The following is a 22,753-nucleotide window of genomic DNA, read 5'->3' as shown; positions in this document are numbered from 1 at the left end:
TTGTTCATGCAGCCGGCAACGCCTACGAACTCAGCCGTAACCTGCACTGGCCCCGGCCGTGGCCGGTTGCCAGAGGAGCTTTTAAATGTCTGTGACCGCGAGTAGTGGCAGCCCAAGGGTCAGCCCCCAGCTGTACGACACCCTGCCCCTCTCGAGCGTCCGTCAGGCCGAGCAACAGGACCGCTTCCCCGACCGAGGTGAGCTGGACAACCTGATCAATTTTTTCCAAAGCGGTCAGAGCCGAGTTCAGGCCTCGAGGGTTCTGAGTGCCAACGCTCAGCTGATCGTGGGTCGTGCCGCCAACCGCATCTTTGTTGGCGGTACGCCGCTCTCCTACCTGGATGAGCCTTTGGCTCCGGTCACCAGCCAACAGGGTGAAGAGCGTCTAGCTGCTGACCAACAAGCCTTTGCAAGCTCTGTTCAAACCTTTGTTCAAGGCAGTGGCGGCAGTGGCTTCCTTGGCCGGATCCGCGAAGGCTTTTCAACCCCTGCCGACGTCAGGGTCCTGATTCCGGCAGGTTTTACTCCGATCAATATTTCCCGCTATGGCAACGAGCGGATGCGCAAATCCGTTCGGGATCTGGGCTGGTTCGTTCGCTACGTGGGCTACGCCTTGGTGGCGGGGGATCCCAGCATCCTGCGCGTCAACGCCAGGGGCCTACGGGACATCCTCGAAAAGGGTTGCTCGCTGCCGGCCACCAACCTGGCGCTTCAGGAAATGCGCGCCGCTGCAGCGGCCCTCTTTGAGGTGGGCAGCGAGGAGCGCAACCTTGTGATTGCCTGCTTCAACGTGCTGATTGAGGAGCTCGCAGTGGCGACCCCATCTGCCCGGCAGCGTCCTGGCAATCCGCAGCAACAGGGTCTACAACTGCCTGCCATCTATGCCTTGGCATCGGAGGGGCCGCAGCGCTTTGTGATCAAGCCCAACCTCTCCGGTGTGGAGAAGGCCGAGATCATCCGTGCCGCCTACCGCCAGGTGTTTCAGCGCGACATCGCCAAGGCATATTCCCAGGCTCCCTGCCCAGTGGAGGCCTCCCAGGTGGCCCAGGGCCAAATCTCGATGCGCGAGTTCATTCGTGCCCTGGGCCGCAGCAAGGAGTACCGCCAGCAATTCTTCAGCCGTTTTGCCAACACCCGCGCTGTTGAGCTGGCCTTCCGCCATTTCCTGGGTCGCGGCATCAGCTCCCTGGAGGAGTTCCGCAAGTATTTCTCGATCGTCAGCGAGCAGGGCCTCAATGGCCTGGTGGATTCCCTGGTCAACTCCATGGAATATGCCCGCGTCTTTGGCGAGGAAACCGTTCCCTACCTGCGTGATCTCGGTGAAGAAGCGCAGGAGAGTGCGGGTTGGGGTTCCAACCGCAAGCTGTTCCGCTTCAGCGCACCATTTGATGGGGCGCCCCAGTACCTCACCCTTTACGCCTCCTACCGCCAGCCTCTCGCTGACCAGCACGCCTATGGCGGCGGCAATGATCCGCTCGCACTGGGCTACGGAGCCATCTTCCCTTCACCCACGGCCTCGGTGAGGACTCGTCCAGCCCCCTATGGCTACAGCGCCCGCCGCTTGATGGTGGGCAACGGCCTGAACCTTTCCGGCCAGATCAATGGCCCCACGTTCAACTCCACCAAGCCCCGCAAGGTGGGCCCCAGAGTGGTGTCGATGCCCGCCACGGCCAATGAAGGCCGGCGCCCTGAGGTCAACGAAACCGCCAAAACCGTTCAAGCGGTGATCCGCGCGGCCTATACGCAAGTCATTGGCAACAGCGGTTACGCCGGCGAACAGCAGCGCTCCGCTGAATCGCGCCTGGCCAACGGCGAGATCTGCCTCAAGGAGTTTATCCGGCAGCTCGCCCGCTCGAAAGCCTTCCAAAAGCGCTATTGGGATGGCCTGTACATCACCAAAGCCATCGAGGTGATGCACCGGCGCCTGCTGGGACGCCCCACCTTTGGCCGCTGGGAAATCGACTCCTATTTCGACACCGCAGCGCGCAAAGGCTTCTTTGGCGTGGTGGACGCCCTGATCGACAGCGAGGAATACCAAACCGCTTTTGGCGACGACACCGTTCCCTTCGAGCGGTTCATCACGGCGTTTGACGTCAATAGCCGCAGGGTCCCCTCCTTCCGGCCAACCCTGGATACCGCCTCCCTTCCCACTGGAGCAAGATTCAGCACTACGGCCCGGCCCGAACCCTCGAAAAAAGCCGAACTGCGTACTCCCGGCAGCACCGTTCAGCGGAACTTGCAGAGCCGAGATAGCAGCGCAAATTTCGGGGCTCTGCCGCAAAACAGAACCACTGGCTTCCAGCCCGTCCGTCTTCGCGCAGGTGTCGATAGCAACGACGGTCCCACCTCTCAAGCCACGATGAAGCGGGTGCTCTCGGGCAGCAAGCCCGAAGCCCTGAGCCGGCGTGAGTCTGTGGGCTACGTGCCCTTGGAGCTATCAGACAACGCCACAGAGTCAGAACTGCAGGCCGTGATCGAAGCGGTCTACCGGCAGCTGCTCAACCGGATGCCCTTTGACGCGGAACGTTGCAGCGAGATCGAATCTCAACTGCGCAACGGTTCCCTAACAGTCTCTGGCTTTGTTGCCGGTGTAGCGGCTTCCGAGACCTACCAACAACGCTTAACCAACCTGCCGCCATTGCTAGCCGCGGCTACCGCCCACCTCACGCTGCTGGGCCGCTCACCCAAGCCTGAAGAAATCAGCAGTTTCATTCGCCAGCGCGCGGAACAAGGGCAACGGGCGGCCACCAACGCTCTGCTCGAATCCATCGATTACAACGATGCCTTCGGCAGGCAAACGGTTCCCTATCCCATTGGCCTACAAACCCAAGGTGGGTACCCCCTGCAGAGCCTCAACAGCACCGCTTCCTTGGTGCAGCCCAATGCCGGGCAGACCCCACCGCAACGCCCCGTCATCAGCACAAGGGGGCAACGCAACCGTGTTGGCCAAGAGGGCGCCAGTTCCGGTAGTCCCGCTGAAGCCAGTGGCTCACAACCCAGCCCCAGCCTCCAAGGGCGTAAACCAACTTTCAGCACACCACTCAGCCAATTCCGGAGTCAACAGGCAAGGGCAACCCGCTCTGGCGTTGGGATGGCCATAGGCGCTGATCTTCGCCTCAAAGCCCCCACCAGTGCCAACACCATGCTGGGGCTGATGGGCGGAGCTACTCCAAAAGCCCTGAGGGCTGGTGCCGCCGAGCTGCCTGCTCCGCTCAAATTGGTCGACAGTCCCAGTGAGTCCGAGCTGCAGGAAGTCATCGCGGCGACCTACCAGCAACTCATCGATCGAATCCCCTCCGACAGCGAGCGCCTGCTGGAAGCGGAAGCCCAGTTGCGCTCTGGAACAACAGGTGTTGTCGACTTCGTTGCTGAGATTGCATCCAGCGATCTCTTCCAAAAGCGCCTCTATGCCCTCCCTCCTCTGCAAGCAGCTGCGGCCGCCCATCTCGCCTTATTGGGGCGCGCCCCTCTGCCGGAGGAGATCAGCGTGTTTGTGATCAATCGCGCCGAGAATGGTCAAGTCCAGGCGGTTGCTGCTCTCATCGAATCAGACACCTACAGCAACAGCTTTGGGCGCAATGTCGTGCCGGGACCCATCGGCGTAACAAGCCAAGCTGGCGTTCCCTTGGTCACCCTGACCCAAACAGCACGCATGAGCCAAGGCAAAGCCGGCCTCAACCCAGCGCCGAGCAATACGGCCATCTGAGCCCACCAGCTGAGAGGTCAACGCTTCTGCGCAAAAATCACTCGAAATCACTAGCGCCGCCCAAATCGGCGCTAACTACTTATACTTTTTGCCGGCATATTGCAGTTTTAAGCAAAATAATTTTCTTGAACAGTTACTAACACCCACTCCTCTGAAACCCCTGTCGTGCAAAGGGATTCTTAAAACCTCTTAGGGGTAAAGAACTGTTACTGCAAAGCAGAGAGCATGAGCCCCCTGCCGCAGAATGACCCAGCGATCAGCCAGACTGATCCAGCCAAAGGGCTTGCCCTGCGGCAACACGCACCCAAGATTCCCCGGTCACCTCTCTGGCGGCCGCCTGTCCTCGAGGCCGAACTGCATGAGCATCGTCTCCAACTCGATCATCAACGCCGACGCCGAAGCTCGTTATCTCAGCCCTGGCGAGCTTGATCAGATCAAGGCCTTCGCAACTGGCGGGCAACGCCGTCTGCGTGTGGCCCAAATCCTTTCCGAAGGCCGCGAGCGGATCGTCAAACAAGCCGGCAGCGCGCTGTTCCAGCGCCGCCCTGACGTTGTCTCCCCAGGCGGCAACGCCTACGGCGACGAGATGACCGCCACCTGCCTGCGCGACATGGATTACTACCTGCGCCTGGTGACCTATGGCGTGGTCGCCGGCGATGTCACTCCGATCGAGGAGATCGGTGTGATCGGCGCCAAGGAGCTCTACCGCTCCCTCGGCACCAACCTGGAAGCCATGGCCCTCTCAGTGCGCGAGATGAAGAACGTGGCCATGGGTCTGCTGAGCGGCGAAGACGCTGAAGAAGCAGGCTTCTACTTCGACTATGTGATCGGCGCCCTCTCCTGAGGCCCGAAACAGAACCCACTCACCAACCCTCAGGAATCCATGCAAGACGCGATCACCAACGTCATCAACCAGTCCGACGTTCAGGGCCTCTACCTGGACACCAGTTCGATGGGCCGGCTGGAGCAGTACTTCGCCAGCGGCGAGCTGCGGGTCCGGGCCGCTGCCACCATCAGCGCCAACGCCTCCAACATCATTCGTGATGCGGTCGCCAAGGCACTGCTGTACTCCGACATCACCCGCCCCGGCGGGAACATGTACACCACCCGTCGCTATGCAGCCTGCATCCGCGACATGGACTACTACCTGCGGTATTCCACCTACGCCATGCTGGCCGGCGACACCTCCATCCTTGATGAGCGTGTGCTGAATGGTCTCAAGGAGACCTACAACTCCCTGGGCGTGCCCATCGGTGCCACCGTTCAGGCCATCCAAGCCATGAAGGAAGCCACCGCCGCTCTGGTGGGTGCTGATGCCGGTCGCGAAATGGCCGTCTACTTCGACTACATCTGCTCAGGCCTCGGCAACTGAGCCAGGAGCTCCCCTCCAACTAAGGAGCCCCATGCGCCTCTTCAAAGTCACCGCCTGCATCCCGAGTCCGGAGAAAATCCAGACTCAACGGGAAATCCAGAACACCTTCTTCACCAAGTGGGTGCCCTATAACAGCTGGTTCGCTGAGCAGCAGCGGATCATGAAACAGGGCGGAAAAATCATCAAGGTTGAGCTGGTCACCGGTCGCCGGCAAGCCAATGTCGGCAATTAGCTGTTGATCGCTCAAACGTCCTTCGCCCGGCCCAGTGCCGGGCTTTTTTTTGTCCTTGACCAGGTGCTTGCCAAGCCGCCACACGGCTCAATAGGCCATTAGGAGACTTGGCATGGCCCGGGGGACCCAGGGGCTCCTGACCCTTCCAATCAACCTCTGGCCCGCGGAAACCAGACTGCTGCTGGGCCTGATTGCGACTTGGAGTGTGTTCGGCCTGCTGGTGCTGGCCTCTGCCAGTTGGTGGGTGTCGCAGCAAGAACTCGGCGATGCCCTCTACACGATCAAACGGCAACTGATCTGGATGCTGGCCGGCTGGTCCCTGTTCTTTGTTGTGGTGCGCACGCCGCTCAAGCGCTGGCTGCAGCTGGCCGCACCGGCCCTATTGATCGGCACAGGACTGGTTGCCCTCACCTTGATCATCGGCACCACCGTGAATGGGGCCAGCCGTTGGTTGGTGTTGGGGCCGATTCAGATCCAGCCCACCGAACTGATCAAACCCTTCATCGTTTTGCAAGGGGCGGTGTTGTTCTCCCAGTGGCGGCGTCTGGCCCTGGATCAGCGGGTGCTGTGGATGGCAATTCTGGGCGGCATCATCCTCTTGATCCTCAAGCAACCCAACCTCAGCACCGCCTCGCTCACCGGACTGGTGCTGTGGCTGATGGCCCTGGCGTCGGGGCTTCCCTTGCACTGGCTGGTGGGCATTGCAGGGCTTGGGCTCACAGCCGGCACCACCAGCATTTTGATCAATGACTACCAGCGGCTGCGGGTCACCTCGTTCCTCGATCCCTGGCAAGACCCACTCGGTAACGGCTACCAGCTGGTGCAAAGCCTGCTGGCCATCGGATCAGGCGGATTGAGCGGCAGTGGCTACGGGCTCAGTACCCAAAAGCTGATGTACCTGCCGATCCAAACCACTGATTTCATCTTTGCCGTTTACGCCGAGGAATTTGGCTTTGTGGGCTCGGTGGTGGTGCTGCTGTTTTTGGCTGTCTTTGCCCTGATGGGCTTGCGGGTGGCGCTGCGATCAAGGGGGAATCAGTTGCGCCTTGTCGCGATTGGTTGCACCACGATCTTGGTGGGCCAGTCGATAATGAACATCGCTGTGGCCAGCGGTGCCATGCCCACCACCGGCCTGCCCTTGCCGCTGGTGAGCTATGGCGGCAATTCGCTGTTGGCCAGCCTGTTCATTGCCGGTCTGCTTGTTCGATGTTCGCTGGAATCCGCCGATCCTCTTTCGCTCTCCTCACAGGTCTCGCGCTCCTAACGGCCTGCGGCGCCGGGCGTCAAAGCGAAGCCATTGGCCAGGAGCCGCAGCCTCCACAGACCCAATACCCAGCCGGTGTGGTGGCCCCCAATGGCCGCAGTTACCCGAGCGTGCCCAAGGCCGCTATGCCGCTGGGTGAGCAGCTCAACCGCGTGGAAGACCAGCTCGCTGGGATGAACCCCAGTGCTGCCGGCTTTGCATCGTTGGCCCACCGCCAGCAGGTGCTCTACCGGCAGTGGTCACACCATCCCGACTGGGATGCCGCGGTGCTGCAACAAGTCAGCCCTGAGCTGCGGTCGGTGGCCCAACGCCAGGTGCAGGCGCGGCGTGAGTTTTTAGCGATGCACCGCAACAGCCCAGCTCCGGCCCAACTGCCGGCCTGGCGCATCAGCCCGCCAATCAGCGCCGATGCCTTGCTTGAGCACTACAAGCAGGCGGAACAAGACACCGGCATCGACTGGGCCACCCTGGCTGCCATCAACCTGGTGGAAACCGGGATGGGCCGGCTGCAGGGTCTCTCGGTGGCTGGGGCCCGCGGCCCCATGCAGTTTTTGCCCAGCACCTGGGCTGAGCCCGGCATCGGTGCTGGCTCGATTGATGATCCAGGCGATGCCATCGCCGCAGCGGCCCGTTACCTGGTGCGCCGGGGCGGACCGGAGAACATGCCCCAGGCGATCTGGGGATACAACAACAGCTGGAACTATGTGCGCGCCGTGCAGACCTACGCGGATTTGATGCGGGAGGACCCCAAGCGCCTGGCCCAATTCCATCAATGGCAAATCCACTACGCCTCGCCCAACGGAGACCTTTGGTTACACGAGGGGTATGAGCGCCAGCAAGCGATCCCTGTGGAGGCCTATCTGCAGCAGGCCCCATGGAGTGCCCCTCCTGCTCGATAGGGTGCACCGGTGAGCCTGTCTTTTTCGCTTGCCGACCTGGCCCAAGCCAGTGAACAGCTGCTGCGCAGCGGCCTGGAACACCCCACGCCCCTCACCTTGGTGCTGGTGTTCGCCGGCGGCTTACTCACCAGCCTTGGCCCCTGCAGTTTGTCGCTGCTGCCAGTGAGCGTGGCGTATTTGGCCGGCTTTGGAGAGGGTCCAGCCTGGCAGCGCAGTGCTGGCTTCTGCTCCGGTGTGGTGGGGGCCCTGGTGATCCTGGGCACCGCCAGCGCCATGCTCGGGCGCCTCTACGGGCAAACACCTGAAGGGATCTCCGTGGCGGTCGCCATCTTGGCGGTGCTGATGGGGCTGAATTTGCTTGGGCTGCTGCCGTTACGGCTGCCGGCCGGTCCCGACCCTGAGCGCTGGCGCAAATTTGCTCCGGCGGGCTTGGGGCCACCGGCCGCTGGTTTGGCCTTTGGCCTAGCCGCCTCTCCCTGCACAACCCCGGTGCTGGCGGTGCTGTTGGCCTGGATTTCGCAAAGCGGCAAACCGTTGGTGGGCATGGTGTTGCTCAGCTGCTTTGGCGCTGGTCAGGTGTTGCCGCTTCTGCTGGCTGGCAGCCTGGCCGCTTCGATCCCCAAGCTGCTGGCGCTGCGCGCTGTGAGCCAATGGATTCCTCCGATTAGTGGCGCTGTTTTGGTCGTCATCGGCGGCCTCAGCCTGGTCTCGCGCCTGACATGAAGAGCCTGGTTCTCAAAGCCGCGGCCTGGTTGTCCGACCTGCGCGTCGCCATCGTGCTGCTGCTGCTGATTGCGGCCTGCAGCGGCTTGGGCACAGCGATCCCGCAAGGAGAGCCGGCGGCCTTCTATCACGAGCGTTATGACGCCGCCCCCTGGCTGGGGGTGGTCAATGGCGATCAACTGCTCAACTGGGAGCTCGATCACCTCTACACAAGCAACTGGTTTTTACTGCTGCTGGCCTGGCTTGGCTTGGCCCTGCTGCTCTGCAGCCTGCGGCGCCAATGGCCGGCGCTGCGGGCCAGCCTGCGCTGGCTCGATTACACCAAGCCCAGACAGCTGAGCAAATTGGCTGTCGCCACCAGCCTGGACACCAGCGATTCAGCTGCAGCCATCGATGCACTGGAACAGCAGCTACAGCAACAGGGCTGGGCGGTGCGGCGTCAGCAGAACCGGCTAGCCGCCCGCCGCGGTGTGATCGGCCGGGTGGGGCCCTTGCTGGTGCACACCGGCCTGATCGTGTTCATGGTGGGCGCTGTAGTGGGAGCCTTTGGCGGCCAGCGGCTGGAGCGCTTCTTGGCGCCAGGACGCTCGCTGGAACTGCTCAACCCCCAAGGCGACACCCGACTGGAATTGCAACTCGATTCCTTTGCGATCCAACGGGATCCAGCTGGCCGGCCCGAACAGTTCTCCTCCCAGCTGCTGCTGGGCGATGGCACCGGTGCTCCAGCCGAGCCGGCGGCCGTGAGCGTGAATCACCCGCTGCGGCATCGCGGCATCACCGTTTATCAAGCCGACTGGGGCCTGGCGGCTGTGACGCTGCAACTGGGCCAAAGCCCCCTGCTGCAGCTGCCGCTGCAAACCTTCCCCGAACTCGGCGAGCAGGTTTGGGGCCTGGTGCTGCCCACCCGCCCCGATGGCAGCGATCCTGTGCTGCTGGCGCTGCAGAGCGAGCTGGGGCCAGCGGAGGTCTACGGCGCCGATAGCCAACAACTGGGCCTGCTCACCGTTGGCGGCGAAAGCCAGGAGATCCTGGGGCTGCCGCTGCGCATCGCCGATGTGATGCCAGCCAGCGGCCTTCTGATCAAGCGCGATCCTGGCGTGCCCCTGGTGTACGCCGGCTTTGCCATCACCCTGCTGGGTGGGGGCCTCAGCCTGATCGCCACCCGTCAGCTGTGGGCAATCAGCGAATCAGGCCGGCTCCACATCGCAGGGCTTTGCAACCGCAATTTGGTGGCCTTTGCCGATGAGCTGCCCAAGTTGGGCAGCGCCGCCATCACTGGCGCTCTCCATGACGCACGGTGATCACCGTGTGAACGTTGCCGCGGGGATTGAAATCCGCCACCAATTCCATCCACTGCGGTGCAGCGGCAGCCACCAAGTCATCCAGGATGCGGTTCACCACCTCCTCGTGGGAGATGGACTGATCACGCCAACTGTTGACGTAGAGCTTGAGCGCCTTGAGCTCAAGAACGCGGGGGCCGGGTTGATAGGTGAGCTGCAACTTGGCGAAATCGGGATACCCCGAAAACGGGCACTTGCAGGTGAACTCGGGCAGGGAAATCGCCACGTCGTAGGGGCGCCCCTGACGCGGGTTGTCGAAGCAGATCAGCTCCGCCTCAGCGATGGCCCGCTCGCCATAGGCGGGACGTTGGGTGCTGCTTGAAGAGGTCACAGGTGATCGATCGAAGGGCAGAGCCCAGACACTGAAAGACCGTAACGACCGTTACGCCTTCCCCAGGACTCGCTCGATGGAATGAGCCGGGGCCATAATCCTGTCAAAGGCCGCGCAGACCATGAAGAAAGTCGAGGCAATCATTCGCCCCTTCAAGCTGGACGACGTGAAAATGGCGCTGGTGAATGCCGGCATCGTGGGCATGACCGTCACCGAGGTGCGCGGTTTTGGACGCCAAAAAGGGCAGGTGGAGCGCTACCGCGGTTCGGAGTACACCGTCGAATTCCTGCAGAAACTCAAGCTCGAAATCGTCGTTGACGAGCCTCAAGTCGAAACGGTGGTCAATGCCGTGCAAGAAGCCGCCCGCACCGGCGAGATCGGCGACGGCAAGATCTTTGTTTCCCCAGTGGATTCGGTGGTGCGCATCCGCACCGGCGATCGCGACAACACCGCGATCTGAAGCCCTCAGGCATTGGTGCTCTGCACCACTTGCTCAATCAAAGCTGAGAAGGCGCTGGAGCCCAGCTCGGCTGTGGGGCCCAGCCACAGCAGGTATTCGTGATTGCCAGCGGCACCGGTAATTGGTGATCCCACCAGCCCCTGCGGGAACCACTGCAGGGGCTTTGCTGCGTCTGCCACCAAGGCAATGGCATCGGCGTGGGCTTTGGGGTCGCGCACGACGCCTCCTTTGCCCACCCGCTCGCGGCCCACTTCAAACTGCGGCTTCACCAGCAGCACCGCTTCGGCCTGCGGGCCGCCAGCCAGCAGCCCCTGCATGGGCTCCAGCACCCGCGAGAGGGAGATAAACGAGAGATCGGCCACCGCTAGATCAGGCTGCGGATCACCCGGGCCATAGAGATCCTCTGGCGTGAGGTGGCGCAGGTTGGTGCGCTCGCGCAACACCACTCGGGGGTCTTGGCGCAGGCTCCAAGCGGTTTGGCCGTAGCCCACATCAATCCCATAGATGCGGCTGGCGCCGTGCTGCAGCAAGCAATCACTGAAGCCACCGGTGGAGATGCCGGCATCGAGGCAGCAGCGCCCGTCCACTTGCACCGGCAAAGCCTCCAGGGCTGCCGCCAACTTCTCTCCACCCCGTGAGACAAACCGAGGCGGCAACGTCACCTCGGGAACCGCCTCCAGTGGAATCTCATGGCCGGGCTTATCGAGCACCGCATCACCGAGACGCACCTTGCCGGCGCGAATCAGCTGCTGGGCCTTCTGGCGGCTGGCCACCAGGCCCAATTCCACCAGCCGTAGATCAAGCCGCTGCCGACGTGCCATTTGCTGATTCCATCACAGATCGCAACACCAAATCCGAGGAAATCCAGACGGTCACCTGCCAGCTGAAAAATTCCGACGAAGATCAATTCGTTGCAGAGAGTCGATGGCTGATCCACTCCGCAAACTTGATGACGCCGGAGCCGTGGTGGCCTTCCCGGAGCGGCTTCTGCCGGGCAGTTTTGTGAAGCTGGACCAACACCCCACCGACTTGCCGGCCTTTGAACTTATTCGCTGCCAAGGGCGGCGCTGCTGGGTGCGTCAGCAGGCCTGGGGCCCAGCGATCCAATGGGAAGTGGCCCGTCGCAGTCTGAGCCCCGGGTAATTTGGTCGATTGGCCGAGCAAAACCCTTGATCGAGCGCTACACCCTGCCGGAGATGGGCGGGATCTGGACCGAAGACGCCAAATTCCAAAGCTGGCTGGACGTTGAAATCGCTGTTTGCGAAGCCCAGTCCGAGCTGGGCCGCGTGCCCGCTGAAGCACTCGCCACGATCAAGGACAAAGCAGCCTTCAGCCGCGAGCGGATCCTCGAGATCGAGGCCGAGGTGCGCCACGACGTGATCGCCTTCCTCACCAACGTGAACGAACACGTGGGGGATGCCGGGCGCTACATCCACGTGGGCATGACCAGCTCCGATGTGCTCGACACCGGCCTGGCCCTGCAGCTCAAGGCCTCGGTGAAGCTGCTGCGCAGCGAACTCGACAAGCTCGCAGAAGCCATTCGCGTGCAAGCACGGGCCCACAAAAACACCGTGATGATCGGCCGCTCCCACGCCATCCACGGTGAGCCGATCACCTTTGGCTTCAAGCTGGCCGGCTGGCTGGCTGAGACCGAGCGCAACATCAAACGCCTCAAGCGACTGCAGAAGGCCGTCAGCGTGGGCCAGATCAGTGGCGCCATGGGCAACTACGCCAACACCGAACCCCAGATCGAAGAACGGGCCTGTGAGCTGCTGGGGCTGCGGCCCGATCCAGCCAGCACCCAGGTGATCAGCCGCGATCGCCACGCTGATTACGTGCAGACCCTGGCCCTGGTGGGCACCGCCCTTGAGCGCTTCTCCACCGAAATCCGCAACCTGCAGCGCAGCGATGTGCTCGAGGTGGAAGAGGCCTTCGCCAAGGGGCAAAAGGGCAGCTCGGCCATGCCCCACAAACGCAACCCGATCCGCAGTGAGCGCATCAGCGGCTTGGCGCGGGTACTGCGCAGCTACACCGTGGCAGCTCTGGAAAACGTGGCCCTGTGGCACGAGCGCGACATCAGCCATAGCTCGGTGGAGCGCATGATGCTTCCCGATGTGAGCGCCACCCTGCATTTCATGCTGCGGGAGATGACGAAAGTCGTGAGCGGTTTGCAGGTGTACCCCGACACCATGGAGCGCAACATGAACCGCTACGGAGGTGTGGTGTTTAGCCAAACGGTGTTGCTGGCCCTGGTTGAAAGCGGCATGAGCCGGGAAGACGCCTACCGGCTGGTGCAGGGCCATGCCCATGCCGCTTGGAATGTGGAAGGCGGCAACTTCCGCAAGGCGCTCGAAAACGATCCCGCCGTCACCGATCGCATCAGCGCTGAGCGCTTGGCCGATTGCTTCAGCACCGATCGGCATCAAGCCCAGCTCGACACCATCTACGCCCGCTTGGCGATCTGATCAGTCGTTATTAGCCCGTTGGGTCGCCGGATTCAGCGAGTCATCCACAACGCCTTCCACCACCGCTTCCTTCACGGGGAAGCGGTTGATCATCTGCAAAGCGCGGCGGCCATTGCTGCGCAACTCCTCACTCACCGCTGGGCAATAGGGAAGCTGCGCCAACAGATCCACCGTGCGCCGCAGCAACCGCACCACATCGCCTTCATCCAGTGAGGTGTTGGCGATCAGATCGCTCCAACTCTCGCCCTCAGCCCAAGCTTTCACCAAACCCATTAGATCCGGCTCCCACCACACAGGGAACACCACTGCATGGATCTCCTGCTGGCGCAGCAACTCGCGGCGAAGTCCCCGCAGGTCGTGGAGTGTTTCTTCCGCCTGGGGCGGCGGCGGGTAGGCGCTCCAAAGATCCGGACGGCTCACCTCCGTCGAGATGGCCTCAAGCACGGCGGCTAAATCAGCCGGCGGCAGCTCATCGCAATGGCCGCTCATCAGCGACAGGCCGAGCCAGAGCTCGTTGTCACCGCGCAAGGCCGCCACAGTGCGGCCCACTTCGGTGGGTTCGAGCTCATCAAGGCAGCCAAAGTGCTGCAGGATTTCAATCAGAGATAGGAAGGTCTCCCAGTGGCGGTTGGCCCGCCGGTGCAACAGCTGCTGGCGCTCGGCGATCTCTTCCTCCAGCTCCTCCATGCGGCGGCGCTGTTTTTTGAGTTGCTTGCGGTCGCCCCAGCGGTGGGCTGGGTGCAACTCCAACTCCTCCTCCAGCCCATGAACCAACTCGGCCTGATCGCGCACTTCCCCAGCCAAGTCGTACTGGGGGGTGTGCATGTCATGGCGCTTGGCCATGGCGGCAACCGCCAAGGCCAAACCTCCGCTGGGCTGATCGCCATGGCGAAGCTCACCGGGCCGCTCCATGTCGGGGCTAGCCACATCGTTGACCTGCAGGCAGCTGAGTTCGGCATGCAGGCCAACAACCGCATTGCAGGGCACCACGATCCAAACGTTGTCTTCCGTGAGGCACTGCAACAGGGGAAATTGCCCCGGGCCATCGAGCTTGTCGACGATCACCGCAGCTGCCACTCCACCGCGCAGTTGCGGTGCCTTCAAGCTCACCAACGTGCCGGGGCTGGCGAACTGCAAAGCCAAGGTGAGCTCATGGGCCAGGGTTTCCTCAGCCTGTTGCTGCAGGATCCGCAGCAAACGGCGCTCCTCGCGCAAACGGCCGCGCTGCTTCTCGTAGTCCTCAAAGTCTTCCCACGGAACATCGGGGACGGTTTCCCCCAGCAGCTCCAGCTGCTGCCGCAATTCAGCGATACGGCTTTGATCTTCCGCCAGATCAAGGGTGGCCAGATAACGACCAAAGCTGCGCTCCACCAGCTCTTTGGCCTTGTAGAGCTCGTAGCGCTGCAGCAGGTTCAGCACCATGCCGTAGCTGGGCGTGAACTGGCTCACCAGAGGATCGGGCGGGCTGGTGGCGAGCTGGCCCGCTTCCCGCACGCCTTCAAAGCGGCTCTGCATCGTGACCACATAGCCCTGGGTGTCGAGACCGCGGCGGCCAGCGCGGCCGGCCATCTGCAGAAACTCACTGGCCATCAACGGCCGGTGGCCGTTTTCGGTGCGCTTGGAGAGCGCTGAAATCACCGTGGTTCGCGCCGGCATGTTGATCCCAGCCGCCAGGGTTTCGGTGGCAAACACCACCTTCACAAGTCCCCGCTGGAAGAGCTGTTCAATCAGTTCTTTCCAGGCCGGCAGCACCCCGGCGTGGTGGGCGGCCACACCGCGCAACAAGGCTTCGGCATGGATGCCATCGCGCACCGCTTCTGGAGAGGTTTGCGCAAACTCTTCGAGCGCCAAGCGCAATTCACGCGCTTCCTGCTCATTCACCAAGCTGGCCTTGATCAGATCGCGCACGGCCTTATCGCAGCCGCGGCGGCTGAACAGGAAAACGATGGCCGGCACCATCTGGCGCTCCACCAGCTGGGCCACCATGAAGCCCATCGAGGGCGGCTCTGGCTGGGGCGGCTTGGGGCTTTTGCCGCGGCGGTGATGCCCCTTGGGTGCGCGCCAAACCTTGCAGTTGGGATGCAAACCGGTGCCCTTGTCATTGAGCAGCGGGTGCAGGCCTTTGGCGCTGCAAAAGCTGAACTGCAGCGGCACCGGCCGGAAGTCGCTAACGATCAGATCGGCCGGGCCATGGACCTGTTCAATCCAGTCGGTGAGCTGCCCGGCATTGGCCACCGTGGCGGAGAGGCCCACCAGCTGAATCGCCGGAGGGCAGTGAATGATCGATTCCTCCCACACGGTGCCCCGCTGGGAATCATTCATGTAATGGCACTCATCGAGCACCACGGCTTCCACCCCTTCGAGGGGGTCATCACCGTCTTCGATCTCCGCATAGAGCATGTTGCGGAAGATCTCGGTGGTCATCACCACGATCGGGGCTTCGCGGTTGGCGGTGAGATCCCCCGTCATCAAGCCCACGCGATCAGCGCCGAACTGCTCGCGGAAATCCCGCAACTTTTGGTTCGACAGCGCCTTGAGCGGGGTGGTGTAAAAAACACGTTGGCCATGGGCCAAGGCGCGATGGATGGCGTACTCGCCAATCAAGGTTTTGCCCGATCCAGTGGGGGCACTCACCACCACCGAATGCCCCTGGTTCAAGGCGGCGACGGCTTCCAACTGGAAGTCATCAAGGGGAAACGAAAACAGCGCCGCCGGATCCAGTCCGTTGTTCGAGCTCAGAGCGACTCCACCATCCTGGGAGTCTGCAGTGGCGGCATTCATCGTTAGATCTTATGGGTGACCAGCCACCACAGCGAGTTCGGCGGCTGCGCACGTTCCAACTGGAGCAGCCCGGTCAGCTGCGCAGCAGCGCTGATCAGGCCCTGCTGGATCTGGCTAGCAACGACACCTTGGGGTTGCTGGGTCACCCAGATCTCAATGCCGCAGCCCAAGCGGCCATTGCCTCCAGCGGCGTTGGCAGCGGTGCTTCCCGGCTGATCAGCGGCAGCCGGCCGGAGCACGCGGAACTGGAGCACGGCTTAGCCCAATGGCTGGGGCGCGGCCGCGTGCTGCTATTCCCCAGCGGCTTTCAGGCCAACATCGCCGCCCTGCAGTTGCTGGCCGATCGCCACACGGTGGTGCTGGCCGACCGGCGGATCCACCACTCGTTATTGGTGGGCGTGCGGGCCTGCGGCGCCAAGCTCGAGCGCTTTGCCCACAACGACCTCCAAGACCTCGAGCAGCGTCTGCAACAGCGCAAAGGCAGCCGCTGCGTGGTGCTGAGCGAGAGCCTGTTTTCGATGGAAGGCAGCAGCCCCGATGTGGACGCACTGGCTGCGCTCTGCCAGCGCCACAGCGCCCCCTTGCTGCTGGATGAAGCCCATGCCCTCGGTGTTCTGGGCCCCGGCGGGCGCGGGCTGGGCCATGGGCTTGATGGGGTGAGCCTGCTGTGCGGCACCTTCGGCAAGGCCTTTGCCAGCGGCGGAGCGTTTTTGGCCTGCGGCGAATCGCTGGGGGAGGAGCTGCTGCAAACCAGCGGCGCCTTTCGCTACACCACAGCCCTGGCCCCACCGCTGGCTGCCGCGGCCGCCGCGGCCTTGCAATTGATTGCCTCCTCGGAAGGCGATCAGCGGCGCCAGCAACTGAACCAGCACGCCCAACAGTGGCGCGATTCCCTAGCCAGTGCTGGTTGGCCGCGCCCAGCCGGCGTTGGCCCGATCGTGGCGGTGAAGCTGGGGGATGACGGGCGAGCCTTAGAGGCCGCAGCAGCTCTGGAAGATCAGGGCGTGCTGGTGGTCGCCATCCGCCCGCCCACCGTGCCCGAGGGGGAGGCGATGCTCCGCTTCAGCCTGCGGCCGCACTTGCCCGAGCAGGCGCTGAGCCGGGTTCTGAAAACGCTGGAGGCCTTCAAACGGCCGTGATCAAAGATGGATTCCACACCGCATTGATGCGCCGTTGGGTTCTTCTTGGCAGCTGATCGGCATGCACGGCTGGGGCAGCGACCAGCGCAACTGGGACGCGTTTGAGCCCCACTGCCAGCAGCGGGGCTGGCCGCTGCAACGCCTCGATCGCGGCTACGGCCGCTTCCCAGAGCAAAGCGGCAGCTGGTTGCCGCAAGGCCGGCGCGCCCTGCTGGTGAGCTCTCTCGGCAGCCAGCTGGTGCCCAAGGACCTGCTTCAGCAAGCCGAGGCGGTGGTGCTGCTGGCCAGCTTTGGCCGCTTTGTGCCCAAAGGAGCAGCGGGGCGGCCCTTGCAGCAGGCCTTGCGGCTGATGGATGAACGACTGGGCGCTGGCGATCTGCTGGGCCTGTTTGCCGACTTCCGCGTCAAGGTGGCCGAACCCCAGCCCGTGGAGCACCTGCCCCCTGGCATCGAAGACGGCACGGTATCGGACCAGGGGATGCAGCGCTTGCGCCAAGACCTGGAGCTGTTGGGCTGCTGCGACGGCCTGCCCGATGCCTTCCCCAAGCAAGCGGCCGTGCTGATTGTCGAAGCGATGGCCGACACCATCGTTCACCCCAAAAGCCGCGCGGCCCTGCGCCAGGAATTGCCCCAGGCCGAGCTGATGGAGTTAGCCGGCGTTGGCCACGGGCTGCTGAGCCCTGGGTTATGCGAGCAGGTGCTGGGCTGGCTCGACGCGCTGCCTTGAACGCCTTTGCCCGAGGAGCGAGCTGCTACGCCCGCGACGCCCGACTGCAACAGGCTGTGGCCTGGCGCCTGGCCCGCCATTGCCGCGGCCTCCCCTTACCTGAGGGGCCCGTGGTGGATCTCGGTGCCGGCTCAGGCAATTTGAGCCGGGCCCTCACCGGCCAACGGCCAGGGCTCGACCCCCTGCTGGTGGACAACTGCCCGGAACTGCTGGGGGAGGCCGCCGCCCCGGCAAGCCGCTGCCGGCGGTGGGATCTCAACGCCGGGCTCCCGCCAGAAGCCCGAGAGGCAGCGCTCCTACTGAGCAGCTTTGCCTTGCATTGGCTCCAAGCACCCGAGCAGCAATTGCGGCACTGGTGCGAGCAGTTGCGGCCCGGTGGCTGGCTGGCGCTGGCGGTGCCGCTCGAGGGCAGCTTCGCCAGTTGGCATCAAGCCGCCGAGCGCGCTGATGTGGCGTGCTCCGCCCTGCCCTTGCCGCGCCAAGGGGATCTGCTGGCAGCACTGCCGCCGCAGTGCCGGCCGCAGCGGCAGCAGCGGCTGCGCTTCAGCTGCCGCTATCCCTCAGCGATGGCCTTCCTCGCTGAGCTCAAACGCCATGGCGTTAATGGCAGCGCCAGCGCCCAGCTCAGCCCCAGCGAACTGCGCCGGCTGCTCAAGCACTGGCCCATGCAGGAGCAGGATCAAGGGGTGAGCCTGAACTGGGATCTCTTGCTGCTGCTCGCCCGTCGTGATGACTCCTAAGCCTCGCCATCCCCATCAGCTGGTGGTGGTGGGCACTGACACCGATGTAGGCAAAACCGTGATCAGCGCCCTGGTGGTGCATGGGCTCGGCGCCCACTACTGGAAGCCGGTGCAGTGCGGTGATCTCGAGATCGGCGGCGACACAGGCCGTGTGGCCAACCTCTGCGGGTTGAGCGCAGAGCAACAGCAGCAGCGGCTTCTCCCTGAGGCCTACCGGCTCAAAGCACCGGCATCCCCCAACCAAGCCGCAAGAGAGGAAGGCTTTGCCGTTGATCCAGCGCAATTGAGCCTGCCGCCGGTTGATGGGCCTTTGGTGGTGGAAACAGCGGGCGGGCTTTTGGTGCCCCTGCGGGATGACTACCTGCAGATTCAACAGATCCAGCAATGGCAACTGCCGGTGCTGCTCGTGGCCCGCAGCGGCCTGGGCACTCTCAACCACACGCTGCTGTCACTGGAAGCCTTGCAGCGCCGCCAGATCCCGGTGTTGGGGTTGATCCTCAATGGCCCGCGCCATAGCGCCAACCACCAAACCCTCTCCGCCATGAGCGGCACCGCGGTGCTGGCGGAAGTGGAACCGCAGCCAACGCTGGATCAGCAGGTGTTGAGCCACCTGTGGAGCAGCAGCGGCCTATCCAAACACCTGCCAGCAGCCCTAGAGGCCCGGGCTTGACTGCATGATGCCGCCGTCGGCAAAGATGCTGGTGGCGGTGATGTAGCTGGCTCCATCGCTGGCCACAAAGGCCGCCACAGAGGCGATTTCTTGGGGCTCCGCCATGCGGCCGAGGGGAATCGCAGCATCCAATTTGTCCAGCAAGGTCTTGTTGCCGGCGTAGGAGGCATTGATCGGCGTATCAACGGCGCCAGGGCCAATGTTGACCATGGTGATGCCGTGGGGAGCCAACTCCACACCCGCGGTGCGGGTCAGCATGCGAACGCCTCCTTTGGAGAGGCAATAGGCGGTGTTGTTCGGCATGGGCCAGTCCTCATGCACCGAAGAGATATTGATGATGCGGCCGCCACCGCCTTGTTTGATCATCTGCTTGGCGGCGAACTGGGTGCCAAAAAAGGCACTTTTGAGGTTCACATCGAGAACCTTGTCGTAATCCTCTGGGCTGGTGTCGAGCACAGAGGTGCGCGTTTCCAAGCCAGCGTTATTCACCATGATGTCGAGCCGGCCGTAGCTGGAAACGGCCTGATCAACGACCGCTTGGAGTTGATCGAGATGGGTGACATCAGCTTGAGCGCCCATGGCCTCACCACCAGCGGCCTTGATGGCGCTGATCATCTCGTCGGTGCGCTCGGGATGGGAGCGGTAATTGACGACAACTTTGGCGCCGCGCTTGGCTAATTCTTCGGCAATGGCTTTACCAATGCCGGTGTTGGCACCGGTGACGATGGCCACCTTGCCGCTGAGGAATTGTTCAACCATGCGTCAACCGGTGGGAGTGATTCCCTAAGCCTGGAGGCTGCCGGCAATCAACAGGTTATCGAGAGAGAAAAAGCCACCACCACAAAACATCAACACCAGGCACATCACCACATACATCGAGGCTTTCTCCCAGCTCGGAGGTTCACCAACCCCCATGGGACCGGCGTAATCCCCCTCGGGAATTTGATAAGGGTCAGGGGCAATGAAGGGGGTACCGGCGCGAATTTCCAGCACCACGGCGTAGGCCATCGAGGTGAGGATCGCGAAGGCCGCCAAGGGAGTTAGAAGGCCCAACAGCAGGGCGATTCCAGAGGCCCACATCGAGAAGGCCGAGAGGAAACACAACCAGGCTGGGGTGTTCATCGCCGTGGACCAAGTCTTGAGATTGCGCAACTTCGGCCAGCCATGGCGGATGAAGCAAACACCCATGAACAAACGCAGAAGCAACAGGGTTGCTTCGGTAAAGGTGGAAGGCCCAGAAGGCAGCAAGATCTCAACTACAGAAAGGTCCACCGGCGTGCGATCGCAGATATCAAAAACGTAGCCATCGCCCCAAACAGTGCCAACAGACTGTCAAGCCCTCACAAATCACCCATCACGATCAAGCCATGGCCATCGGGGTCACGCACCGTGAAGGCCATCGGCGCACCCAGCAACGAAGGGGCGATGGCAACCAACGCAGAGCAGTGGTTGCTGGCTTGATCAGCCATCAGTTGCTGATGCAAGGCGCGCAGGTTGGAGCTTTTCAGCAGCAGCTTGCGATCACAAAGATCACTCCACAGGGGCTGCTGGCGATCACGTCCCCCACCGGGTGACTGGTAGTTGAGGAATTCAATGCCCATCGCACCAGCGCTGGGGCCGATTGCCGTGATGGCAACGCGGGTCTGCTGCAGACCATCCATGCGGTCTTGCTCAATGCCTGAATTCACCCCTTGGCCTTTGAGCGCAAAGCCCAACACATCGCGGTAGAACGCAAGGCTCAACTCGGTGTTGGCGATGCTGATAGCGGAATGATCAAACCCTTTGGGCTGGCCCGATGGAACCTGCACCTGGTGCCAGCGGGGATCGCCTTTATCAGCGGGGAACTGCAGCAACTCAAGCGGGTGCCCATCGGGATCTTTGAACTTGAAGGCTTGAATGCCAGCCGCCGCTGGATTCCAATCCGGCAACGTCTGCGGGGCAGTGGAGATCACCCCGAGCCGATCGGGGGCGATCGCCTCCACTTGAGCCGTGAGGTTGTCGCTCACCAGGCAAATGTGCTGGAACCAGCGGTCGTTGCCGCCCCAGGAATCGGGATAGGGGGCGCAGGCCCCAGCGGGCCATCCCCAGATTTGCAGCGTCTCCTCACCAAGCCGCAGGATCCAGCGCTGCAGGCTGGTGGACTCGGGCCACTGAAACAGCGCCGCGAGCTCTGGGCCTGTGAGCACATCGCTGGCGCTGCAAACAAAACCAAGCCGGGATTGATACCAAGCAACGGCGGCCTCGGCCGCCATTGAGTTTTGAATCACCGCCTCAACGGATTGAACAGCCATGGGTTTTCCTGTGGTGATGGGGCAGTGGGTCAGCCCAAGCGCTCAACCAGGTGCTCCGACACCCGGATGGCATTAGCAATCGCGGTGAGCGATGGATTCACCGCACTGATGCTCGGCATGAAGCTGGTATCGACCACATAGAGGTTGTCGAGGTCGTGGGCCTTGCAATTCACATCGAGCACAGAGGTGCGTGGATCATCACCAAAGCGGCAGGTGCCGGCCTGATGCCCCACGGCCTCAATCCCCATGGCCGAGCCGAAATAGATCTCCCGCTCAGCGAAGTGATGGATCCCGTAGTTCTTGTCGAGCACCGATTCCAGCCGGTGCTGCAGCTCCGCTGAAGCCCGCACATTGGTGGCGGTGTAGTTCAAGGTGATTTGGCCTTGGCCGTCGACGGTGACCCGGTTCTGGGCCAGCGGCAGATCTTCGGTTTGCAGCCAAAAATCCATCGAATGGGCCGCGATCTTGTCCATGCTCCAGCTGGGAGCCAGAGCGGTGAGGCGCGGCTTGTAGCCCTTCATCATCGCCCCATTGGTTTTGCCGGTGAGCTGCACATGGCCCATCGGAAAATCAAAGTTGGCATCACCGAAATACCAATCGTTTACTGCCGGCGTTTTCTGAAATACCGTGGGGTTCGGCTCATGGGTAACCGCCACCACAGCCTTGCTGTAGTGGAACATGTAGTTGCGGCCCACCTGATCAGAGCTGTTCGCCAAGCCACGCGGATGGTGATCATTGGCCGACATCAACAGCAACTTGGCGGAGTTGGCCGCACCACAGCTGATCACAACAAGATCAGCGCTGAACTCCAGCAACTCACCATCGCGCTCCACCAGCACCGAGGCGATGCGCCGGCCACTGGCATCGGTTTTGAGCTGCTTCACCATCGAGCGGGTCAGCAAGCTCATGCGTGAACCAGCCGCGGCCAGTGCCGGGCGAATCCCCATCGCCTCGCCATCGCCTTTGGCGGTGAGCACACAGGGGTAGCCATCACAGCGGTTGCACTTCACGCACGCGCTCTGGGGCAAATCGTTTTCCGTGAGGTTCACCCCCACCGGCATGTGAAAGGGATGCAGACCGGCCTGGCTGAACACATCCACCAGCTGCTGCATGCGCGGCTCATGGGCCACCGGCGGATGGGGGTAGGGACCGCTGGCGGGCGGTTCGGTGGGATCTTCCCCCCGCAACCCGTGGACGTGATACATCGCCTCGGCCTTGGTGTAGTACGGCTCGAAGTCGCCGTAGCGCACAGGCCAAGCTGGAGAGAGGCCATCGACATGCACCATCTCCTCAAAATCCCGCTCCCGAAAGCGGAAGTGCGCCGCGCCATACATCTTTGAGGCGCCGCCAACGAAGTAATGGCTCCCCGGCTGAAACGTTTTGCCGTGTTTGTCTTTCCAGAGATCGCTCGAGACGTAACGCCCCTGCTGAAAGACCGCCTCAGGCTCCCAGTTCTGCGGTTCACGAGGAAGCCAATCACCCCGCTCGAGCACCAACACCTCGCGGCCGGCTTCAGCAAGGCAACGGGCCAAGGTGCCACCACCGGCACCACTGCCGATGATCAACACTTCAACGTGTTTATCCATGGTTGGGCCTGGCGGTGAGCAGCAGCG

22 protein-coding genes are annotated in these 22,753 nt (G+C 62.7%); 15 read left to right on the top strand and 7 right to left on the bottom strand.

Annotated elements, in window-relative coordinates; translation table 11 throughout:
* Positions 1 to 85 precede the first annotated feature (85 nt).
* The 8 genes from SIB46_RS11645 (at position 86) to SIB46_RS11610 (ending at position 9,497) form a co-directional block, all read left to right on the top strand.
* Entirely contained in the window at positions 86 to 3,706 is a 3,621-nt protein-coding gene (locus SIB46_RS11645) for a phycobilisome rod-core linker polypeptide (RefSeq protein WP_413296290.1), read from the top strand.
* A gap of 358 nt (positions 3,707 to 4,064) precedes the next feature.
* Positions 4,065 to 4,550, top strand: coding sequence for an allophycocyanin (locus tag SIB46_RS11640; RefSeq protein WP_413296289.1), 486 nt, complete (start codon positions 4,065 to 4,067; stop codon positions 4,548 to 4,550).
* Positions 4,551 to 4,589: 39 nt separating this feature from the next.
* Positions 4,590 to 5,078, top strand: a complete 489-nt coding sequence (gene apcB / locus SIB46_RS11635) for an allophycocyanin subunit beta (RefSeq protein ID WP_413296288.1) — start codon at positions 4,590 to 4,592, stop codon at positions 5,076 to 5,078.
* 31 nt (positions 5,079 to 5,109) lie between these two features.
* Positions 5,110 to 5,310, top strand: a complete 201-nt coding sequence (locus SIB46_RS11630) for a phycobilisome linker polypeptide (protein ID WP_413296287.1) — start codon at positions 5,110 to 5,112, stop codon at positions 5,308 to 5,310.
* A gap of 112 nt (positions 5,311 to 5,422) precedes the next feature.
* Positions 5,423 to 6,574, top strand: coding sequence for an FtsW/RodA/SpoVE family cell cycle protein (locus SIB46_RS11625; RefSeq protein WP_413296286.1), 1,152 nt, complete (start codon positions 5,423 to 5,425; stop codon positions 6,572 to 6,574).
* Positions 6,517 to 7,473 (top strand): transglycosylase SLT domain-containing protein, encoded by a 957-nt coding sequence (locus tag SIB46_RS11620; RefSeq protein ID WP_413296285.1) that lies wholly within the window; start codon positions 6,517 to 6,519, stop codon positions 7,471 to 7,473. The genes SIB46_RS11625 and SIB46_RS11620 overlap by 58 nt, the downstream gene beginning before the upstream one ends.
* 15 nt (positions 7,474 to 7,488) lie before the next feature.
* Positions 7,489 to 8,196: a cytochrome c biogenesis CcdA family protein gene (locus tag SIB46_RS11615; RefSeq protein WP_413297786.1), complete on the top strand. Its 708-nt coding sequence runs from the start codon at positions 7,489 to 7,491 to the stop codon at positions 8,194 to 8,196.
* Positions 8,193 to 9,497: a cytochrome c biogenesis protein ResB gene (locus tag SIB46_RS11610; protein ID WP_413296284.1), complete on the top strand. Its 1,305-nt coding sequence runs from the start codon at positions 8,193 to 8,195 to the stop codon at positions 9,495 to 9,497. The genes SIB46_RS11615 and SIB46_RS11610 overlap by 4 nt, the downstream gene beginning before the upstream one ends.
* On the opposite strand, the gene queF is transcribed toward SIB46_RS11610, so the two are convergent.
* Complete coding sequence (queF, locus tag SIB46_RS11605) at positions 9,469 to 9,867, bottom strand: preQ(1) synthase (RefSeq protein ID WP_413296283.1); 399 nt, start codon at positions 9,865 to 9,867, stop codon at positions 9,469 to 9,471. The two genes, SIB46_RS11610 and queF, sit on opposite strands and share 29 nt — an antisense overlap.
* Before the next feature lie 121 nt (positions 9,868 to 9,988).
* Here queF and SIB46_RS11600 point away from each other — a divergent pair, with 121 nt between their 5' ends.
* Entirely contained in the window at positions 9,989 to 10,327 is a 339-nt protein-coding gene (locus SIB46_RS11600; protein WP_011936310.1) for a P-II family nitrogen regulator, read from the top strand.
* 5 nt (positions 10,328 to 10,332) lie between these two features.
* Here the strand turns inward: SIB46_RS11600 and SIB46_RS11595 are convergent, their stop codons facing one another.
* The gene (locus SIB46_RS11595; protein ID WP_413296282.1) at positions 10,333 to 11,148 is read right to left on the bottom strand and encodes a TlyA family RNA methyltransferase; all 816 of its coding nucleotides are present in this window, start codon (positions 11,146 to 11,148) and stop codon (positions 10,333 to 10,335) included.
* 103 nt (positions 11,149 to 11,251) lie between these two features.
* Here SIB46_RS11595 and SIB46_RS11590 point away from each other — a divergent pair, with 103 nt between their 5' ends.
* Both SIB46_RS11590 and purB read left to right on the top strand, forming a co-directional pair.
* Complete coding sequence (locus SIB46_RS11590; protein WP_413296281.1) at positions 11,252 to 11,470, top strand: hypothetical protein; 219 nt, start codon at positions 11,252 to 11,254, stop codon at positions 11,468 to 11,470.
* A 26-nt stretch (positions 11,471 to 11,496) separates the two neighbouring features.
* On the top strand, positions 11,497 to 12,792 hold the full coding sequence (gene purB, locus SIB46_RS11585; protein ID WP_413296280.1) for an adenylosuccinate lyase: 1,296 nt from the start codon (positions 11,497 to 11,499) through the stop codon (positions 12,790 to 12,792).
* Here the strand turns inward: purB and SIB46_RS11580 are convergent, their stop codons facing one another.
* Positions 12,793 to 15,573 (bottom strand): DEAD/DEAH box helicase, encoded by a 2,781-nt coding sequence (locus SIB46_RS11580; RefSeq protein ID WP_413296279.1) that lies wholly within the window; start codon positions 15,571 to 15,573, stop codon positions 12,793 to 12,795.
* A gap of 11 nt (positions 15,574 to 15,584) precedes the next feature.
* Here SIB46_RS11580 and SIB46_RS11575 point away from each other — a divergent pair, with 11 nt between their 5' ends.
* The 4 genes from SIB46_RS11575 to bioD are packed head-to-tail and all read left to right on the top strand — an operon-like array spanning position 15,585 to position 18,849.
* Positions 15,585 to 16,712, top strand: a complete 1,128-nt coding sequence (locus SIB46_RS11575) for an aminotransferase class I/II-fold pyridoxal phosphate-dependent enzyme (RefSeq protein ID WP_413296278.1) — start codon at positions 15,585 to 15,587, stop codon at positions 16,710 to 16,712.
* Between the two features lie 34 nt (positions 16,713 to 16,746).
* Complete coding sequence (locus SIB46_RS11570; RefSeq protein WP_413296277.1) at positions 16,747 to 17,439, top strand: alpha/beta fold hydrolase; 693 nt, start codon at positions 16,747 to 16,749, stop codon at positions 17,437 to 17,439.
* Complete coding sequence (locus SIB46_RS11565; protein WP_413296276.1) at positions 17,436 to 18,179, top strand: methyltransferase domain-containing protein; 744 nt, start codon at positions 17,436 to 17,438, stop codon at positions 18,177 to 18,179. The genes SIB46_RS11570 and SIB46_RS11565 overlap by 4 nt, the downstream gene beginning before the upstream one ends.
* Positions 18,169 to 18,849, top strand: a complete 681-nt coding sequence (bioD, locus tag SIB46_RS11560; RefSeq protein WP_413296275.1) for a dethiobiotin synthase — start codon at positions 18,169 to 18,171, stop codon at positions 18,847 to 18,849. Before SIB46_RS11565 ends, bioD begins: the two co-directional genes overlap by 11 nt.
* On the opposite strand, the gene SIB46_RS11555 is transcribed toward bioD, so the two are convergent.
* From SIB46_RS11555 to SIB46_RS11540, 4 genes are all read right to left on the bottom strand, one after another.
* Positions 18,832 to 19,608, bottom strand: coding sequence for an SDR family NAD(P)-dependent oxidoreductase (locus SIB46_RS11555; RefSeq protein ID WP_413296274.1), 777 nt, complete (start codon positions 19,606 to 19,608; stop codon positions 18,832 to 18,834). The two genes, bioD and SIB46_RS11555, sit on opposite strands and share 18 nt — an antisense overlap.
* A 24-nt stretch (positions 19,609 to 19,632) precedes the next feature.
* Positions 19,633 to 20,121: a DoxX family protein gene (locus SIB46_RS11550; RefSeq protein WP_413296273.1), complete on the bottom strand. Its 489-nt coding sequence runs from the start codon at positions 20,119 to 20,121 to the stop codon at positions 19,633 to 19,635.
* Positions 20,122 to 20,189: 68 nt separating this feature from the next.
* Positions 20,190 to 21,140 (bottom strand): VOC family protein, encoded by a 951-nt coding sequence (locus tag SIB46_RS11545; RefSeq protein ID WP_413296272.1) that lies wholly within the window; start codon positions 21,138 to 21,140, stop codon positions 20,190 to 20,192.
* Positions 21,141 to 21,169: 29 nt separating this feature from the next.
* A complete protein-coding gene (locus SIB46_RS11540) occupies positions 21,170 to 22,726 on the bottom strand; it encodes a GMC oxidoreductase (RefSeq protein WP_413296271.1) in 1,557 nt (518 codons plus the stop codon).
* Positions 22,727 to 22,753: the final 27 nt, after the last annotated feature.

Origin of the sequence: Synechococcus sp. MIT S9452, from assembly GCF_047304245.1 — a bacterium.
In the GTDB taxonomy this organism is placed as follows: domain Bacteria; phylum Cyanobacteriota; class Cyanobacteriia; order PCC-6307; family Cyanobiaceae; genus RCC307.
The sequence above is the reverse complement of the archived record's forward strand: the minus strand, read 5'-3'. Positions and strand labels throughout refer to the sequence as shown.

Coding starts and splice junctions, on each gene's coding strand:
- SIB46_RS11645 (WP_413296290.1), top strand. CDS start 86: ATGTCTGTGACCGCGAGTAGTGGCAGCCCAAGGGTCAGCCCCCAGCTG.
- SIB46_RS11640 (WP_413296289.1), top strand. CDS start 4,065: ATGAGCATCGTCTCCAACTCGATCATCAACGCCGACGCCGAAGCTCGT.
- apcB (WP_413296288.1), top strand. CDS start 4,590: ATGCAAGACGCGATCACCAACGTCATCAACCAGTCCGACGTTCAGGGC.
- SIB46_RS11630 (WP_413296287.1), top strand. CDS start 5,110: ATGCGCCTCTTCAAAGTCACCGCCTGCATCCCGAGTCCGGAGAAAATC.
- SIB46_RS11625 (WP_413296286.1), top strand. CDS start 5,423: ATGGCCCGGGGGACCCAGGGGCTCCTGACCCTTCCAATCAACCTCTGG.
- SIB46_RS11620 (WP_413296285.1), top strand. CDS start 6,517: ATGTTCGCTGGAATCCGCCGATCCTCTTTCGCTCTCCTCACAGGTCTC.
- SIB46_RS11610 (WP_413296284.1), top strand. CDS start 8,193: ATGAAGAGCCTGGTTCTCAAAGCCGCGGCCTGGTTGTCCGACCTGCGC.
- SIB46_RS11600 (WP_011936310.1), top strand. CDS start 9,989: ATGAAGAAAGTCGAGGCAATCATTCGCCCCTTCAAGCTGGACGACGTG.
- SIB46_RS11595 (WP_413296282.1), bottom strand. CDS start 11,148: ATGGCACGTCGGCAGCGGCTTGATCTACGGCTGGTGGAATTGGGCCTG.
- SIB46_RS11590 (WP_413296281.1), top strand. CDS start 11,252: ATGGCTGATCCACTCCGCAAACTTGATGACGCCGGAGCCGTGGTGGCC.
- SIB46_RS11580 (WP_413296279.1), bottom strand. CDS start 15,573: ATGAATGCCGCCACTGCAGACTCCCAGGATGGTGGAGTCGCTCTGAGC.
- SIB46_RS11575 (WP_413296278.1), top strand. CDS start 15,585: ATGGGTGACCAGCCACCACAGCGAGTTCGGCGGCTGCGCACGTTCCAA.
- bioD (WP_413296275.1), top strand. CDS start 18,169: ATGACTCCTAAGCCTCGCCATCCCCATCAGCTGGTGGTGGTGGGCACT.
- SIB46_RS11555 (WP_413296274.1), bottom strand. CDS start 19,608: ATGGTTGAACAATTCCTCAGCGGCAAGGTGGCCATCGTCACCGGTGCC.
- SIB46_RS11545 (WP_413296272.1), bottom strand. CDS start 21,140: ATGGCTGTTCAATCCGTTGAGGCGGTGATTCAAAACTCAATGGCGGCC.
- SIB46_RS11540 (WP_413296271.1), bottom strand. CDS start 22,726: ATGGATAAACACGTTGAAGTGTTGATCATCGGCAGTGGTGCCGGTGGT.